The 15715-nt window shown below is 62.4% G+C and carries 14 protein-coding genes; 9 read left to right on the top strand and 5 right to left on the bottom strand.

The window, feature by feature from the left end:
- Positions 1-136: 136 nt before the first annotated feature.
- Together J3P97_RS23685 and J3P97_RS23690 are read right to left on the bottom strand one after the other, a co-directional pair.
- Entirely contained in the window at positions 137-1786 is a 1650-nt protein-coding gene (locus J3P97_RS23685; protein ID WP_434672878.1) for an acyl-CoA dehydrogenase family protein, read from the bottom strand.
- 73 nt (positions 1787-1859) lie between these two features.
- A complete protein-coding gene (locus J3P97_RS23690) occupies positions 1860-4244 on the bottom strand; it encodes a hybrid sensor histidine kinase/response regulator (RefSeq protein WP_434672879.1) in 2385 nt (794 codons plus the stop codon).
- Positions 4245-4650: 406 nt separating this feature from the next.
- Here J3P97_RS23690 and J3P97_RS23695 point away from each other — a divergent pair, with 406 nt between their 5' ends.
- The 4 genes from J3P97_RS23695 to J3P97_RS23710 all read left to right on the top strand — a co-directional run bounded on the left by J3P97_RS23695 (position 4651) and on the right by J3P97_RS23710 (position 8175).
- Positions 4651-5448, top strand: a complete 798-nt coding sequence (locus J3P97_RS23695; RefSeq protein ID WP_434655446.1) for a hydroxymethylpyrimidine/phosphomethylpyrimidine kinase — start codon at positions 4651-4653, stop codon at positions 5446-5448.
- A 15-nt stretch (positions 5449-5463) separates the two neighbouring features.
- The gene (thiE, locus tag J3P97_RS23700; protein ID WP_434571635.1) at positions 5464-6090 is read left to right on the top strand and encodes a thiamine phosphate synthase; all 627 of its coding nucleotides are present in this window, start codon (positions 5464-5466) and stop codon (positions 6088-6090) included.
- 27 nt (positions 6091-6117) lie between these two features.
- Positions 6118-7401 carry a glutamate-1-semialdehyde 2,1-aminomutase gene (hemL, locus tag J3P97_RS23705; protein WP_434672880.1) on the top strand — a complete coding sequence of 428 codons (1284 nt, stop codon included), beginning with the start codon at positions 6118-6120 and terminating at the stop codon, positions 7399-7401.
- A 219-nt stretch (positions 7402-7620) separates the two neighbouring features.
- On the top strand, positions 7621-8175 hold the full coding sequence (locus tag J3P97_RS23710) for a tetratricopeptide repeat protein (RefSeq protein WP_434672881.1): 555 nt from the start codon (positions 7621-7623) through the stop codon (positions 8173-8175).
- Positions 8176-8316: 141 nt separating this feature from the next.
- Here the strand turns inward: J3P97_RS23710 and J3P97_RS23715 are convergent, their stop codons facing one another.
- Positions 8317-8646 carry a DUF1820 family protein gene (locus J3P97_RS23715; protein WP_003185742.1) on the bottom strand — a complete coding sequence of 110 codons (330 nt, stop codon included), beginning with the start codon at positions 8644-8646 and terminating at the stop codon, positions 8317-8319.
- Positions 8647-8779: 133 nt separating this feature from the next.
- On the opposite strand from J3P97_RS23715, the gene miaB reads away from it, so the two are divergent.
- The 5 genes from miaB to lnt all read left to right on the top strand — a co-directional run bounded on the left by miaB (position 8780) and on the right by lnt (position 14213).
- On the top strand, positions 8780-10108 hold the full coding sequence (gene miaB, locus J3P97_RS23720) for a tRNA (N6-isopentenyl adenosine(37)-C2)-methylthiotransferase MiaB (RefSeq protein WP_434672882.1): 1329 nt from the start codon (positions 8780-8782) through the stop codon (positions 10106-10108).
- Positions 10109-10323: 215 nt separating this feature from the next.
- Positions 10324-11331 (top strand): PhoH family protein, encoded by a 1008-nt coding sequence (locus J3P97_RS23725; protein ID WP_434571629.1) that lies wholly within the window; start codon positions 10324-10326, stop codon positions 11329-11331.
- Complete coding sequence (gene ybeY, locus J3P97_RS23730) at positions 11324-11782, top strand: rRNA maturation RNase YbeY (protein ID WP_434672883.1); 459 nt, start codon at positions 11324-11326, stop codon at positions 11780-11782. The genes J3P97_RS23725 and ybeY overlap by 8 nt, the downstream gene beginning before the upstream one ends.
- A gap of 40 nt (positions 11783-11822) precedes the next feature.
- Positions 11823-12662, top strand: coding sequence for an HlyC/CorC family transporter (locus J3P97_RS23735; RefSeq protein ID WP_186610826.1), 840 nt, complete (start codon positions 11823-11825; stop codon positions 12660-12662).
- 27 nt (positions 12663-12689) lie between these two features.
- Positions 12690-14213 (top strand): apolipoprotein N-acyltransferase, encoded by a 1524-nt coding sequence (gene lnt, locus J3P97_RS23740; protein WP_434672884.1) that lies wholly within the window; start codon positions 12690-12692, stop codon positions 14211-14213.
- Between the two features lie 169 nt (positions 14214-14382).
- Here lnt and J3P97_RS23745 read toward each other — a convergent pair whose 3' ends face one another.
- Positions 14383-15144 (bottom strand): YdcF family protein, encoded by a 762-nt coding sequence (locus J3P97_RS23745; RefSeq protein WP_434672885.1) that lies wholly within the window; start codon positions 15142-15144, stop codon positions 14383-14385.
- Between the two features lie 103 nt (positions 15145-15247).
- Complete coding sequence (locus J3P97_RS23750) at positions 15248-15568, bottom strand: hypothetical protein (RefSeq protein WP_434571622.1); 321 nt, start codon at positions 15566-15568, stop codon at positions 15248-15250.
- Positions 15569-15715 lie beyond the last annotated feature (147 nt).

Below are 15715 nucleotides of genomic sequence, written 5' to 3' on the forward strand. Positions count from 1 at the left end.
ACAGGGTTTGATGTTTACTCAGAAGTTGCGTGCTGCACAGGTCCACTGTGGGAGCGAGCTTGCTCGCGATAGCGGTGTATCAGGCAACATCGATGCTGAATGTACCGACGCCTTCGCGAGCAGGGGGATGGGTTGTTTAGAAGCCGTGCGGGGTCGAGCGGGCGACAATGGCTTCGACATTCAGGCCGCGGGGCAACGCGCCGTAGACCCGGCCGGTGGTACCCAGCCGGCTGGCGATGAAGGCATCGCTGACGTCGCTGTTCCCCGCTTCCAGCAACAGCCTGGCTTGCAGGCCGACGGCGATGTCTTCGGTCAATTGCCGGGCACGATACTGGATGTCATCGGTGTCCTTGAACGCTGCGTGCAACCGGTCGATATGGGTCGCCAGGCGATTGTCCCCATGGCCGTCGCCCAGTTCGTCGAACAGCACTTCCAACACGCCCGGCTCTTTGGACAGAGCGCGCAAGATGTCAAGGCATTGCACATTGCCGGAGCCTTCCCAGGTCGAATTGACCGGTGCCTCGCGGTACAGGCGCGGCAGGATGCTGTCCTCGACATAGCCGGCACCGCCCATGCACTCGGCCGCCTCGTTGATCATTGCCGGGGCGCGTTTGCAGATCCAGTATTTGCCCACCGCCGTCACCAGCCGGGCGAACTTGGCTTCATGCTCATCGTTCAGATGATCCAGCGCCCGGCCCATGCGCAAGCTCAGCGCCAACGCAGCTTCGCTTTCCAGCGCCAGGTCGGCGAGTACGTTCTGCATCAGGGGCTGCTCAATCAACAACTTGCCGCCGACCTTGCGGTGCGCACAATGGTGACTGGCCTGGGTCAGGGCCTGGCGCATAAGGGCACTGGAGCCGACCATGCAATCGAAGCGGGTCATGGCGACCATCTCGATGATCGTCGGCACGCCTCGGCCCTCTTCGCCGACCATCCAGGCCAGCGCACCACGGAACTCCACCTCGCTGGAGGCGTTGGAGCAATTGCCGAGTTTGTTTTTCAAACGCTGGATGTAGAACTGGTTGCGGGTGTCGTCCGGGCGGTGGCGCGGCAGCAAAAAGCAGGTCAGGCCCTTGTCGGTCTGGGCCAGGGTCAGGAAGGCATCGCACATCGGCGCCGAACAGAACCACTTGTGGCCCACCAGCTCATAGGCCTGGCCCGGGCCGCTGGCGCCTACCGGATACGCCTTGGTGGTGTTGGCGCGCACATCGGTGCCGCCCTGCTTCTCGGTCATCGCCATACCGAGAGTGACCCCGGCCTTGTGGGCCATGCCGACGTTACGTGGATCGTATTCGGTGGCGAGCACTTTCGGCACCCAGCGCTCGGCCAGGTCCGGTTGCAGGCGCAGGGCCGGCACACTGGCAAAGGTCATGGTCAACGGACAACCGGTGCCGGCTTCGGCCTGGCTGTGCAGGTACGTCATCGAGGCGCGGGCGACATGGGCGCCAGGTTGCGGGTGGGCCCACGGCAGGCTGGGCAGGCCATGTTCGATGGCAGTGCGCATCAGCTCGTGATAGGCAGGATGAAATTCCACCAGGTCGATACGATGGCCGTAACGGTCGTGGCTGGAAAATATCGGCTTGTTCTGGTTGGCCAGGAACCCCGCCTCCATCAACGGTCCGCCGGCCAGAGCACCGTAGGCGTCGATCCGCGCCTGTGCCCACCCTGCGCCGAAACGCCGCGACCATTCTTGCAGCGGCAGGTCGATACGGTACAGGTTGGCGCCATCCAGGGACGGCGGCTGATTGGTGACGTCGTGGGTTTCGGCGAACTGGTGCAGGTTCATGACGGGGCTCCTTGGTCGGCCAGCAGAGGTCAGTTAAGCACCGCCTCCTGGCCGATCAAAGTGGCATATCCGCCTAAATACCGGCGCTTTCACCCTGTTTCGGACAAAGTACCCGTCGTTGCAGAATCGCCTGCAGTGCTTCGAATTTCACCGGTTTGCTCAGGTAATCGATCAGGCTACCCGCAGGGCAATGCGCCTGGTCCACGTTCGGGCTGACCACCAGCACGGGTAAGTCCTCGCAACCTGACATCGCGCGGATCTGACAGCAGACCGACACCCCATCCGATGGTGTCGACTGGCAATCGAGCAGCACCGCGTCAAAACTGTCGCCCTGCAGCAGCTCCAGCGCCGCGCGGCCACTGTCGGCGGTACGTACTCGGTAGCCAAGCTTGAGCAACATGCCGCGCATCACCAGTTCGTCGATGTTGTTGTCGTCGGCCAGCAGCACCGTGCAATCCTGGGGCAAGCGCGCAGCCCGGCGTGCGCTGCCAGGAAACGTTGCCGGGACGGCCACAGGCAATGCGATGTCAAATTCCACGTCCAGCTGGAAACGACTGCCGCGCCCCGGCTCCGAGGTATGGGTCAGGCGCCCGCCGAGCAATTCGACCAGTTGCCGACAAATCGCCAGGCCGACGCCGAGGCCGCCGTATTCGCGGGTCATCGAGCCGTCGAGCTGGAAGAAACGCTGGTACAGGGTCGCCTCCCCAAGATCGGTAAAGCCGATGCCGGTATCGATCACGGCGAAAGACAGCACCAGGCGATCGAGCTCCGACGTCCGGCCACTGACCCGCAGTGCGATGCCACCGACGCGGGTGAACTTGATGGCATTGTCCAGCAGGCATTCCAGGCACTGGGCCAATTTACCGCTGTCACCCAACAAACGGTCCGCCAGGCCGGGCGCTACGTCGACCTTGAAATCCAGGCCCTTGCCCGCCGCGTTGGCGCCAAACTGCACCTGCAGGGCCTCTATCACACTGCGCAGGCTGAACGGCGCCGGATACACCTTGAGCTTGCCGGCCTGCAACTCGGTGAGGGTGAGCATGCCGTTGACCATGCGCATCATGTCCCGCGCCGAACCGGCTGCGGTCTGCTGATACTGGCTGAGTTCCTCGTCCATCTCGACGGTTTCCATCAGTTCCAGGCAACCGATCACACCATTCATCGGCGTGCGCAACTCATGGGTCAACGTGGCGAGAAATTCGTCCTTGAGCTTGTTGCCCTGAGCCAACTGCTGGTTCAGCACTTCGAGTTTCTGCCCGGCGTCGAACAGCGTCTGCGCCTGCTGTTCGCGCATGGCGTTGATGCGGTCCGCAAGGGCCAGGGACAACAGCGCCACCTCGATGGCAGAGCCGATCTGGCTGGCATACATGGTCAGGAAGATGTTCGGCAGGTAACCCAACACCATCATCGTATTGACGACGCCCCCCAGCAGAAACGCCGACCAGGCAATAATGAAGTAACGCGCCACCCGTAGCCCTCGCCACCAGGCGAACAAGCCGGCGGCGAAAATCACCACGGTGAACACCAGGGCCAGCGCCGTCGCCAGGCGCAGCGCCAGCGCATAGCTGGTCATCAACGACAGGCCCACCACCACCGCGCCGTAGGCAATCAGCGCGAGCAGCAATCGGTCGAGCCAGCGGCTGTGCTGGGCGGTTTGCAGGAAGCTGCGGGCGAACTGACTGCCAAACACCCCCGCGCAACCAATGAAAAACGGCGTCGCGGCGTTGGCCCACCAGGGGTTGTCCGGCCAGAAATACTCAACCGCCGCGCCGTTGACCGACAATTGATAGAGGCCGAACGAGGCGATATAGAAAATGTAATAGAGGTAACTGGTGTCGCGCACGCTCAGGTAGATGAACAGGTTGTAGACCAGCATCCCCAGCAGTACGCCGTAGATGATGCCCAGCACATACAGGCGCACCGGCTGCTGTTCCAGGTACGCGGTGCTTGACCAGAGCGTCAACGGAGCCTGGATCGAGCCCTGGCTTTGCAGGCGCAGATACACGGTCTGGCGTTGATCGGGTTGGAAATCCAGGCTGAACAGGTAGTTGTTCTGGCGCACCTCGCGACTGGCGAACGGCAAGGCATCGCCGGTCTGGCGAACCAGGCGATAGGCACCTTGCGCATCGGCCAGATACAGGTCCAGGCGGTCCAGCGGCGGATACGCCAACTCCAGCAGCCAGGTGCGCTGGGCGCCGGGATTGCCCGGGCGGTAGTGCAAGTCGATCTTCAGCCAGAACGCCGAGCGCGAATACCCTGCGTTCAGCGTGGCCTGGTCGTGGGGTTTGAAGCGCCCAGCCGCGGCCTGGGCCAGGACATCCTCGAGGGTGGCCGTGCCGCTGGCGTCTTCAAACACCTGCAAGGCATGGCCCAAAGGCAGGCTTCGGGTAGATTCATCGAATTCAAGGGCGCTTGCCAAGGGGGACAAGCACAGCAGCAACATCAGCAAATAGCGCATTAAAGCCCCAGCGTGGCCTGTCCGGTTGAGTCAGGAAGCCCCCCATTCCCTGAGTAGACGTAAAACCGGCATTACCTGTTATTGGTTGGATCCATCCGTAGCATAGCCGTTGATGGCCAATTTGCACCATTGAAATTTTTCCGACAAAAGGCTCTAGCACGGGCGTCTCAGCGCCAAGCGTTGAGATAGAGCTGTTGCTTTGGTCAGGTTGGTACTGGCGGGCCATTCGTGGCGAGGGAGCTTGCTCCCGCTCGGTTGCGTAGCGACCGCAAGATCTCGGGGTCGCTTCGCGCCCCAGCGGGAGCAAGCTCCCTCGCCACAAAAACAGTCTCCAGCAGGAAACGTCGCGTAAAACCCTCAGAGCCCGATCACCGATAAATGGGGTTTGGTGATAAGCTCGCGCACCATGAATATCTACAACTCCCGCCCCGTTGTCCTCTGTCTCTCCGGCCACGACCCCAGTGGTGGCGCCGGCTTGCAGGCAGATATCGAAGCCCTGCTCGCCCAGGGTTGTCATGCCGCCCCGGCCGTTACCGCGTTGACCGTGCAAGACACGGTCAATGTCAGCGATTTCCGCGTACTCGATCGCGAGTGGGTAATGGCCCAGGCCAATGCCGTGCTCAACGATTCGCCCGTCGCGGCGGTCAAGCTGGGGATGCTCGGTTCGCTGGAAATGGTCGACACCGTGGTCGAGCTGCTCCAGGCGCATCCACATCTGCCGATGGTCTGCGACCCGGTGCTGCGCGCCGGTGGTGGCGGACGGCTGGGCAAGGATGAAGTCGGCTACGCCATGCGCGAGCGCCTGCTGCCGCTGGCGATCATCGCCACGCCCAACCTTCCTGAAGCACGCATTCTCGCCGAACTGCCGGAAGGCAGCGCCGATGAATGCGCCGAAAAACTGCTGCCCTTCGTCAAGCACCTGCTGATCACCGGCGGTCACGGCGATGAACATGAAGTCCACAATCGCCTGTACAGCCGCGACGGACGCCGCGAGACCTTCACCTGCCAGCGCTTGCCCGGCAGCTATCACGGTTCCGGCTGCACCCTGGCCAGCGCCCTGGCCGGCCGGCTGGCCCAGGGTGAACAGCTCGCCAGCGCGGTGAAGACCGCGCTGGATTACACCTGGCGAACCCTGCGCGATGCCGAACAACTGGGCAAAGGCCAGTTCGTCCCGCGTCGCCTGCCGCTGGATTTCTGCTCGTAGCAAAGGAGCCGTGGAATGAAATTACGTGGCCTTTATGCCGTCACCGACAGCCAGTTGCTGGCCGGCAAGTTCCTCGCCTATGTGGAAGCCGCGCTGGAAGGTGGCGTGACCCTGCTGCAATACCGCGACAAAAGCAGCGACGAGGCTCGGCGCTTGCGCGAGGCCGAGGCACTGCGCAACTTGTGCGAGCGCTACAAGACCCAACTGATCATCAACGATGACGCCGAACTGGCCGCACGCCTCGGCGTCGGCGTCCACCTGGGCCAGACCGATGGCCCGCTGGCGCCGGTGCGGGCGTTGCTGGGGCACAAGGCAATCGTCGGCGCCACTTGCCACGCCAGCCTGGAACTGGCCGAACAGGCCGTCCGGGAAGGCGCCAGCTACGTCGCGTTCGGGCGCTTCTTCAATTCCAATACCAAGCCCGGGGCGCCCGCGGCAAACCTTGAACTGCTCGAACAGACCCGCATCAAATTGCATATACCGGTGTGCGCTATCGGCGGCATCACTCTGGAAAACGCCGCCCCGCTGGTGGCCCATGGCGTCGACCTGCTCGCGGTGGTCCATGGCCTGTTCGGCGCCGACAGCACGGCTGAGGTGACGCGCCGCGCCCGCGCCTTCAACGACCTGCTGCAAACCAAATAGTCATTTCCCGATTTCGAGAGCCCTACCATGTCCCGTTCCGAAACCCTGTTTGCCAACGCTCAGAAACACATCCCCGGCGGCGTGAATTCACCTGTTCGTGCGTTCAAGAGCGTCGGCGGCACCCCGCTGTTCTTCAAGCACGCCGAGGGCGCGTATGTCACCGACGAAGACGACAAGCGCTACGTCGATTACGTGGGTTCGTGGGGCCCGATGATCCTCGGCCACAGCCATCCGGACGTGCTGGACGCGGTGCGCAAACAACTGGAGCACGGTTTGTCCTATGGCGCGCCGACCGCGATGGAAACCGAAATGGCCGATCTGGTCTGCTCCATCGTGCCATCGATGGAAATGGTGCGCATGGTCAGTTCCGGCACCGAGGCGACCATGAGCGCGATCCGCCTGGCGCGCGGCTACACCGGGCGCGACAGCATCATCAAATTCGAAGGCTGCTACCACGGTCACTCGGACAGCCTGCTGGTCAAGGCCGGCTCAGGCGCGCTGACCCAAGGCGTGCCCAGCTCGGCGGGCGTACCGGCGGCATTTGCCAAACACACGCTGACCCTGCCGTTCAACGACCTCGAAGAAGTCGAGAAAATGCTCGGGGAAGTCGGCCAGGAAGTGGCCTGCATCATCGTCGAGCCGGTGGCCGGCAACATGAACTGCGTGCCGCCAGCGCCAGGTTTCCTCGAAGGCCTGCGCAGCCTGTGCGACCAGCACGGCGTGGTGCTGATTTTCGACGAAGTGATGACCGGCTTCCGCGTCGCCCTCGGCGGTGCCCAGGCTCATTACGGCGTAACGCCGGACCTGAGCACCTTCGGCAAGATCATCGGCGGCGGCATGCCGGTAGGCTGCTTCGGCGGCAAGCGCGCGATCATGGAATGCATCGCCCCGCTGGGCCCGGTCTACCAGGCCGGGACCTTGTCGGGCAATCCGCTGGCCATGGCCGCCGGCCTGACCACCCTGCGCCTGATCAGCCGTCCGGGTTTCCACGCCGAGCTGAGCGACCTCACCACTCGCCTGCTCGACGGCTTGCAAGTACGCGCCGATGCGGCAGGCATCCCGTTCGTGACCACCCAGGCCGGCGGCATGTTCGGCCTGTACTTCAGTGGCGCCGATGACATCGTGACCTTCGACGACGTGATGGCCAGCGACGCCGACCGCTTCAAGCGCTTCTTCCACCTGATGCTCGAGGGTGGCGTCTACCTGGCGCCAAGCGCGTTCGAAGCCGGCTTCACCTCCATCGCCCATGGCGAGGCCGAGTTGAAGATCACCCTCGACGCTGCCGAGCGGGCCTTTGCTGCGCTGAAGTAAACGTGTGGACGACTGACGCTGGCTGACACCAGCGTCAGTGATTGCCCATTGCCTCGGGATGCCTTTTTCCAGGTATTTGCCCAACAAGCGGCCGCTATCGTTCCCTCGCAGCAGAAAAACGAGTAAAGACTTTGTAAGGATGGCCCTGCTTATTTCATAATGCGCGCTTATTGGATCCCCCGGAGGGTCCACGCGCCCCTCAGAGGTAAGTCGATTCCCATGAACCGCACCGGCCGCACCCTTGCCTTGGGCTGCCTGTTGCTCCTTCAGCCCCTGCTCGCCAACGCACAGGCAGGCGGCAACTCGTTGTTGATCCCGGCGATGGGCCGTTGCACGCTCAACACCCAGCCACAAGATCTGGCACCGGCACTCGACGCCTGTCGAAAAGCCGCCGACGAGGGCGATGCCCAAGCGCAATATGAGCTGGGCGAGTTCTACTATGACGGCAAGGCCGCGCCCCGCGACCTCAAGCAAGCCCTCGACTATTTCGAAAAAGCCTCGCTGCAAGGCCACGCCCAGGCGCAATTCAAGCTTGGCGGCATGTTCTTCCATGGCGAAGGTGTGCAGGCCAACAACGTCCAGGCTTACATCGTCTTGAAGATGGCGGCGGTCAACGGCGCCGAAGAAGCACTGGACACCGCCGACGAAGTCGCCGAGCAGATGCCCCGCGACGAGCTGGAAGTGGCGACCCAGGTGCTGGGACAGATCTTTCGCAAATACCTGATGGAATTGCAGAACGCCGACGGGCGTACGCCGTTCTCGCCGCTGCCCTGATTATTGCTTCAGCCTGGATGGCCTCATCGCGAGCAGGCTCGCTCCCACAGTTGGATCCCTGGAAACACAAAATTTGTGTACACCAGCAATCCATTGTGGGAGCGAGCCTGCTCGCGATTGGGAGCAACTCGGTGTTGAGCCTTACTTCTCAGGCATCGGCATCGGAAACGGCATGACATTGCCGACCGCGCCACGGGCCTCGCTGATTTTCGGCGTGCCCAGGCGCTCGACCTCGTCGATGCGCACGATCGAGTGCATCGGCACGAAACTGCGCACCACGCCTTCGAACTGCGCCTTGAGCTTTTCTTCGCTCGGGTCGACGACCACTTGCGTGCGCTCGCCAAAGACGAATTCCTCGACCTCCAGGAAGCCCCACAGATCACTTTGATAGATCTGTTTGGCGTACATTTCGAACACCTGGCCCTGATTGAGGAAAATCACCTTGTAGATTGGAGCTTCACGTTTGGTCATGGCTGGCGAAACACATCGGCGGGTAAAAATGAGGGCGCGAACTATAGCATAGCCACTGCTCGCGCGAATTAGCCACACAGGCCACTATTTCCCTATAATGCGCGGTTCTTTGAATCACGTGATGAACCCGTCCATGGCCAAGAAGCTTTACATCGAAACCCACGGTTGCCAGATGAACGAGTACGACAGCTCGCGCATGGTCGATCTGCTGGGCGAACACCAGGCCCTGGAAGTCACCGCCCGCGCGGAAGACGCGGACGTGATCCTGCTCAACACCTGCTCGATCCGCGAACGCGCCCAGGACCGGGTGTATTCCCAGTTGGGCCGCTGGCGCGAACTGAAGCTGGCCAACCCGGACATGGTCATTGCCGTGGGCGGCTGTGTCGCCAGCCAGGAAGGCGCGGCCATTCGTGACCGCGCGCCCTACGTGGACGTGGTCTTTGGCCCACAGACCTTGCACCGCCTGCCGGAGATGATCGACGCCGCACGCATTACCAAGCTGCCGCAAGTAGACGTCTCGTTCCCGGAAATCGAAAAATTCGATCACCTGCCCGAACCGCGTATCGACGGCCCAAGTGCCTACGTATCGGTGATGGAAGGCTGCAGCAAGTACTGCACGTTCTGCGTGGTGCCGTATACCCGCGGCGAAGAAGTCAGCCGCCCCTTCGACGACGTGATTGCCGAAATCATCCACCTGGCGGAAAACGGCGTGCGCGAAGTGACCCTGCTGGGGCAGAACGTCAACGGCTACCGCGGGCTGACCCATGACGGTCGCCTGGCGGACCTCGCCGAACTGATCCGCGTCGTGGCGGCGGTGGACGGCATTGACCGCATCCGTTACACCACCTCACACCCGCTGGAGTTTTCCGACAGCCTGATCCAGGCCCACGCCGAGGTCCCCGAACTGGTCAAGCACCTGCACCTGCCAGTGCAATCGGGTTCCGACCGGATCCTCGCGGCCATGAAGCGCAACCACACGGCGCTCGAATACAAATCCAAGCTGCGCAAACTGCGCGCGGCGGTCCCGGGGATCTGCATCAGTTCGGATTTCATCGTCGGTTTCCCCGGCGAAACCGAGAAGGATTTCCAACAGACCATGAAGCTGATCGAGGATGTGGGCTTCGATTTCTCCTATTCCTTTGTCTACAGCCAGCGCCCCGGCACGCCGGCGGCGGACCTGGTGGACGAGACGCCCGAGGAAGTGAAGAAGGAGCGACTCAACGCGTTGCAACACCGCCTGAACCAGCAAGGTTTCGAGATCAGCCGACAAATGGTCGGCTCCATCCAGCGGATCCTGGTGACCGATTACTCGAAAAAAGACCCGGGCGAATTGCAGGGGCGCACCGAGAATAACCGTATCGTCAACTTCCGCTGCGACACTCCGGCATTGATCGGCCAGTTCGCCGACGTGCACATCGACGCCGCGCAACCGCACTCCCTGCGCGGCTCGCTGGTCCAGTAACAACACCACGCCATGTGGGAGCGAGCCTGCTCGCGAAAGCGCTATTACGGTCAATATCGAGGTTGGATGTGACAGCGCTTTCGCGAGCAGGCTCGCTCCTACACTGGTCGTGGCGAGCCTGTTGTCAGATTGCGCCGCTTAAGAGCTTTCGCACCCAGCCTACTGGCGTTATCCTTGATTTCATCTTAATTGCCCCTGGGCGGCTAAAAACGACCTTGAACGCACCCATCGAACCACATCGTTTCATTCTCGAGCCCTTCGAGGCTCGCCGCTTCGCCAATCTGTGCGGGCAATTCGACGAGCATCTGCGCTTGATCGAACAGCGCCTGGCCATCGAGATCCGCAACCGCGGAAACCAGTTCGAACTGATCGGCGAACCCAAGCACACCTCCTCCGCGGAAAACCTGCTGCGCCGCCTCTATCGGGAAACCAAGGCAAGCGAGCTGTCGCCGGATCTGGTCCATCTGTTCCTGCAGGAATCGGCTGTCGAGGAACTCGACAACCCAGCCCCTGCGGAAGCTGCGGTGGCCCTGCGCACGAAAAAAGGCATGATTCGCCCGCGCGGCCTGAATCAGCAGCGCTACGTGAAGGAAATCCTCGCCAACGATATCAATTTCGGTATCGGCCCGGCCGGCACCGGCAAGACGTACCTGGCCGTGGCCTGTGCGGTCGATGCGCTGGAGCGCGAACAGGTGCGACGCATCCTGCTGGTGCGCCCGGCGGTCGAAGCCGGGGAAAAGCTCGGCTTCCTGCCCGGCGACCTTTCCCAGAAAATCGACCCGTACTTGCGCCCGCTTTACGATGCACTGTACGAAATGCTCGGTTTCGAATACGTCGCCAAGCTGATCGAACGCCAGGTCATCGAGGTTGCGCCACTGGCCTACATGCGTGGCCGCACCCTGAACAACAGCTTCATCATCCTCGACGAAAGCCAGAACACCACCGTCGAACAGATGAAGATGTTCCTGACCCGGATCGGCTTCGGCTCCACCGCCGTCATCACCGGGGACATCACCCAGGTCGACCTGCCCCGTGGCACCAAGTCCGGGCTGAACCATGTGATCCAGGTGCTCAAGGATGTCCCGGGCATCAGCTTCACGCATTTCATGCCCAAGGACGTCGTACGTCATCCGCTGGTGCAGCGCATCGTCGAAGCCTATGAACGCTTCGAGAATCGCCAGGAAGACGCGCCCGCCGCCAAGGGCAACAGCCACGATGCTTGAACTCGACCTGCAACTGGCCAGCGAACATGCAGCCCCCGGCGAGGCCCAGTTCCGTCAATGGTGCGAACTGGCCCTGCGTCAGCGTAGCGCCGACTCGGAACTGACCATCCGCCTGGTGGACGAAGCCGAAGGTCGCGAGTTGAACCACACCTGGCGGCAGAAGGACTACGCCACCAACGTGCTGTCCTTCCCCGCCGACGTGCCCGACGAGCTGCTCGATATCCCGCTATTGGGCGACCTGGTGATTTGCGTCCCCGTGGTGGAGCGTGAAGCGGCGGAACAACACAAGACCCCTGAGGCCCACTGGGCTCACCTAGTGATTCACGGCTGCTTGCATTTGCTCGGTTACGACCATATGGAAGATGACGAAGCCGAGGAAATGGAAGCACTGGAACGAACGTTGCTTGCCGAGCTGGGTTATCCCGACCCTTATGCCGGCGACGAACACTGATACATCAACCTGTAACGACAAAGGATTCAGAGTAATCGCTATGAGCGAAGATCGATCGACCAACGGGCAGAAGTCATGGCTGGGCAAGCTCACCCAGGCTTTTGCCCATGAGCCGAAAAACCGCCAGGAGCTGCTGGAGCTGCTGCGCGATGCACACCAGAACAAACTGTTGGACAGCGAAGCGCTGGCCATCGTCGAAGGCGCCATCCAGGTCGCTGACCTGCAAGTGCGGGACATCATGGTCCCGCGCTCGCAGATGGTCAGCATCAAGGCGACCCAGACTCCCCGCGAATTCCTGCCGGCCGTGGTCGATTCCGCTCACTCGCGCTACCCGGTCGTCGGCGAGAGCCATGACGACGTCATGGGCGTGCTGCTGGCCAAGGATCTGCTGCCGCTGATCCTCCAGGAGAACGGCGACAGCTTCAACATCAAGGACTTGCTGCGTCCGGCCACCTTCGTGCCCGAGTCCAAGCGCCTTAACGTGCTGCTGCGCGAGTTCCGCGCCAATCACAATCATATGGCCATCGTCATCGACGAATACGGTGGCGTGGCCGGGCTGGTCACCATCGAAGACGTGCTTGAGCAGATCGTCGGCGACATCGAGGACGAACACGATGTCGAGGAAGACAGCTACATCAAGCCACTGCCCAGCGGTGACTTCCTGATCAAGGCCCTGACGCCCATCGAGAACTTCAACGAGTTCTTCGACAGCGAGTTTTCCGACGATGAGTTCGATACCGTCGGCGGCCTGGTCATGAGCGCTTTCGGGCACCTGCCCAAGCGTAACGAAACCACCGAGATCGGCTCCTGGCGCTTCCGCATCCTGAATGCCGACAGTCGCCGGATCCATCTGCTGCGCCTGTCACCCATTGCCCGTTAACCCCTGCGAGACCCGCTAAGGAAATACATGCGCTGGATAACCCGCCCCGGCTGGCCCGGTAACCTGCTGGCCGTGGCGGCCGGCGCGATCACCACCCTGGCGTTGGCACCCTTCGACATCTGGCCGCTGGCATTGCTCGCGGTCGGGTTGTTCTACGCCGGCTTGCGCGAACTCTCGCCCCGCCAGGCCCTGGGCCGTGGTTGGTGTTTCGGTTTCGGCCTGTTTGGCGCCGGCACCAGCTGGATCTACGTCAGCATCCACAACTTCGGCGGCGCCTCGGTGCTGCTAGCCGGTCTGTTGATGCTGTTGTTCATCGCCGCCATCGCCTGGTTTTTCGCCCTGCCCGCCTGGCTGTGGGCGCGCTGGCTGCGGCGCAACGAGGCGCCCCTGGCCGACGCACTGGCCTTCGCCGCGCTGTGGTTGGGCCAGGAAGCTTTCCGCGGCTGGTTCCTGACCGGTTTCCCGTGGCTTTATTCCGGCTATAGCCAGCTCGACGGCCCGCTGGCGGGGCTCGCGCCGCTGGGCGGGATGTGGCTGATATCCTTCACCCTCGCCCTGACCGCCGCGCTGCTGTACAACGTGCCCCGGCTGCTGCGCGCCGGGCGCAAGGGCTTCATTGCTGCGGGCCTGGTGCTGCTGGTCGGTCCGTGGGTCGCCGGCATGGCGCTCAAGGGTCACGCCTGGACCAGTCCTTCGGGCGACCCGCTGAGCGTGGCGGCGATCCAGGGCAATATCGAACAAAGCATGAAGTGGGACCCCGAACAGCTCAACGCGCAGTTGGCGCTGTACCGCGACATGAGCCTCAGCTCCAAGCGCGTCGACCTGCTGGTCTGGCCGGAAACCGCGGTGCCGGTGCTCAAGGAGTCCGCCCAGGGTTACCTGGACATGATGGGCAGCTTCGCCGCCGAGCGGCATTCGGCGCTGATCACCGGCGTGCCGATTCGCCAACTGGTGCGCCACGAGAGACGCTACTTCAACGGCATCACCGTGACCGGAGAAGGCGATGGCACCTACCTCAAGCAGAAACTCGTGCCCTTCGGCGAGTACGTGCCGTTGCAGGACCTGCTGCGCGGGCTGATCGCATTCTTCGACTTGCCCATGTCGGATTTCGCCCGGGGCCCGGCCGACCAGCCGCTGCTGCAAGCCAAGGGTTACCAGATCGCTCCATTCATTTGTTACGAAGTGGTCTACCCGGAATTCGCCGCCAGCCTTTCGGCGCGCAGCGACCTGCTGCTGACCATCAGCAACGACACCTGGTTCGGCACTTCGATCGGCCCGTTGCAGCATTTGCAAATGGCGCAGATGCGCGCGCTGGAAGCCGGCCGCTGGATGATTCGTGCCACCAACAATGGCGTGACCGGCCTGATCAACCCCTTAGGCCAGATCACCGTCAGCATCCCGCAGTTCGAGCGCGGCATCCTCTACGGCGAAGTGGTGCCGATGCACGACCTGACGCCCTACCTGCAATGGCGTTCGTGGCCGTTGATCATCCTGTGCGTGTTGCTGCTGGGCTGGGCGTTGATGGCCGGACGGATGGCAAAAACCGTTTGACACATCTCTTGTAGGGCTGGATATCTCTGTGGCGAGGGAGCTTGCTCCCGCTCGGCTGCGCAGCAGTCGCAAAACCGGACAGTGCGGTTTATCTGGAGCACTGCTGGGGCCTGCTTCGCAGGCCAGCGGGAGCAAGCTCCCTCGCCACAATAGCGTTCACCTTGATAAGTCAGCGGTAGAACAACCAATACCCTACCAACCCCACCGCTTCATTCATCAACTGTCCCGACTGCCAGATCGACTTGAACTCCGGCATCCAGCCGCCCAATGGCCGGGCATTATCCTGGCCGAGAAACCCCATCGGCGCCGGTACCACCTCGAAGCCCGCACGCTGGAAGCTCCAGACCGCGCGTGGCATATGCCAGGCCTGGGTCACGACGACCACGCGCTTGACGCCTTCAGGCAACAGGATCTGCGCGCTCATCTGGGCATTTTCCCAGGTCGTGCGGCTGCGCTCTTCCAGCCAGCGTACGGTCACCCCGTGATCATCGAGCATCGCGTCGGCCATCAGCTTCGCTTCGCTGGGCGGAGTGCCATAGTGCAAGCCACCAGTAGTCAGCACAGGCAGGCCGGACGCCTTGGCCAGGCGCGCCGCATAGCGCTGGCGCTCCAGACCGATACCGGTGGGCTGGTCAGTGCCCCAGGCCAGGTCGCCACGTTCACGACCGGACCCCAGCACCACGATGGCGTCGGCACGCTGAGCCAGGGTCGCCCATTCACTGCGCGGCAGTGGCGGCTCACGCTCCAATGCCCCGGCGCTCCACTGCACCACCACCGGCAGGCTCATCAGCCAGAAACCACCCAGGCCCGCCGCAAAACACAGGCGAGCCAGGCGCGGCCGGGAGTCGCGCCACCACCAGGCAAGCGCCAGCAGCAGTAAAAGAATGCCGGGCGGCAATAGAAGTTGTTTGATGAAATAACGAAACGGCATCGGGCATCTCCAAAGATGCCCGAAGCCTAGGTGGGTTGACGCAATGCGACAACAGATTCGAAAAAAGCCGAATCAAAAAAAAGCGACACGCGTGGATCCGGCTTCACTTGAACTGCAGCGACCGGACCTTTACAGCATCCTTGTCGGGCGTCCGGTCCTTGAGCCAGACAACCTTGGCCGGACGGGGCGCATCGAGACGCTTGTTTGCCTGGACACCACTGGAGGAGGCCTGGTGCCCGACTTGCTCAAGGTAAGCCTTGACGACTTCGAACTCTGCGGGGCTCAAGCCGCGTAGTTCCAGCTCTGCCGGGCGTTCATCACGCAAGCGACCGGCGGTTCTTGCCGCGTCCAGGGCCACCCCGAGACGATCGATCAGTTTTTCGTACAGCTCAGGTGTAGCGACTTTTCGTTGTGATTCAACCATCCCTCACCTCATTGAAGATAAGACTCACTCCCCATTGAGAAGCTTAGCTTCGCTGGGCAAACCGGCAGGACGCCGCGACCAACGGCCCTGAACGCCGGCCGTCGGCAATGGTCGGCAACGCCTGGACACGCAATCAAGGTTTCCCTC

Origin of the sequence: Pseudomonas sp. R1-15 (assembly GCF_051132085.1) — a bacterium.
GTDB lineage: Bacteria > Pseudomonadota > Gammaproteobacteria > Pseudomonadales > Pseudomonadaceae > Aquipseudomonas.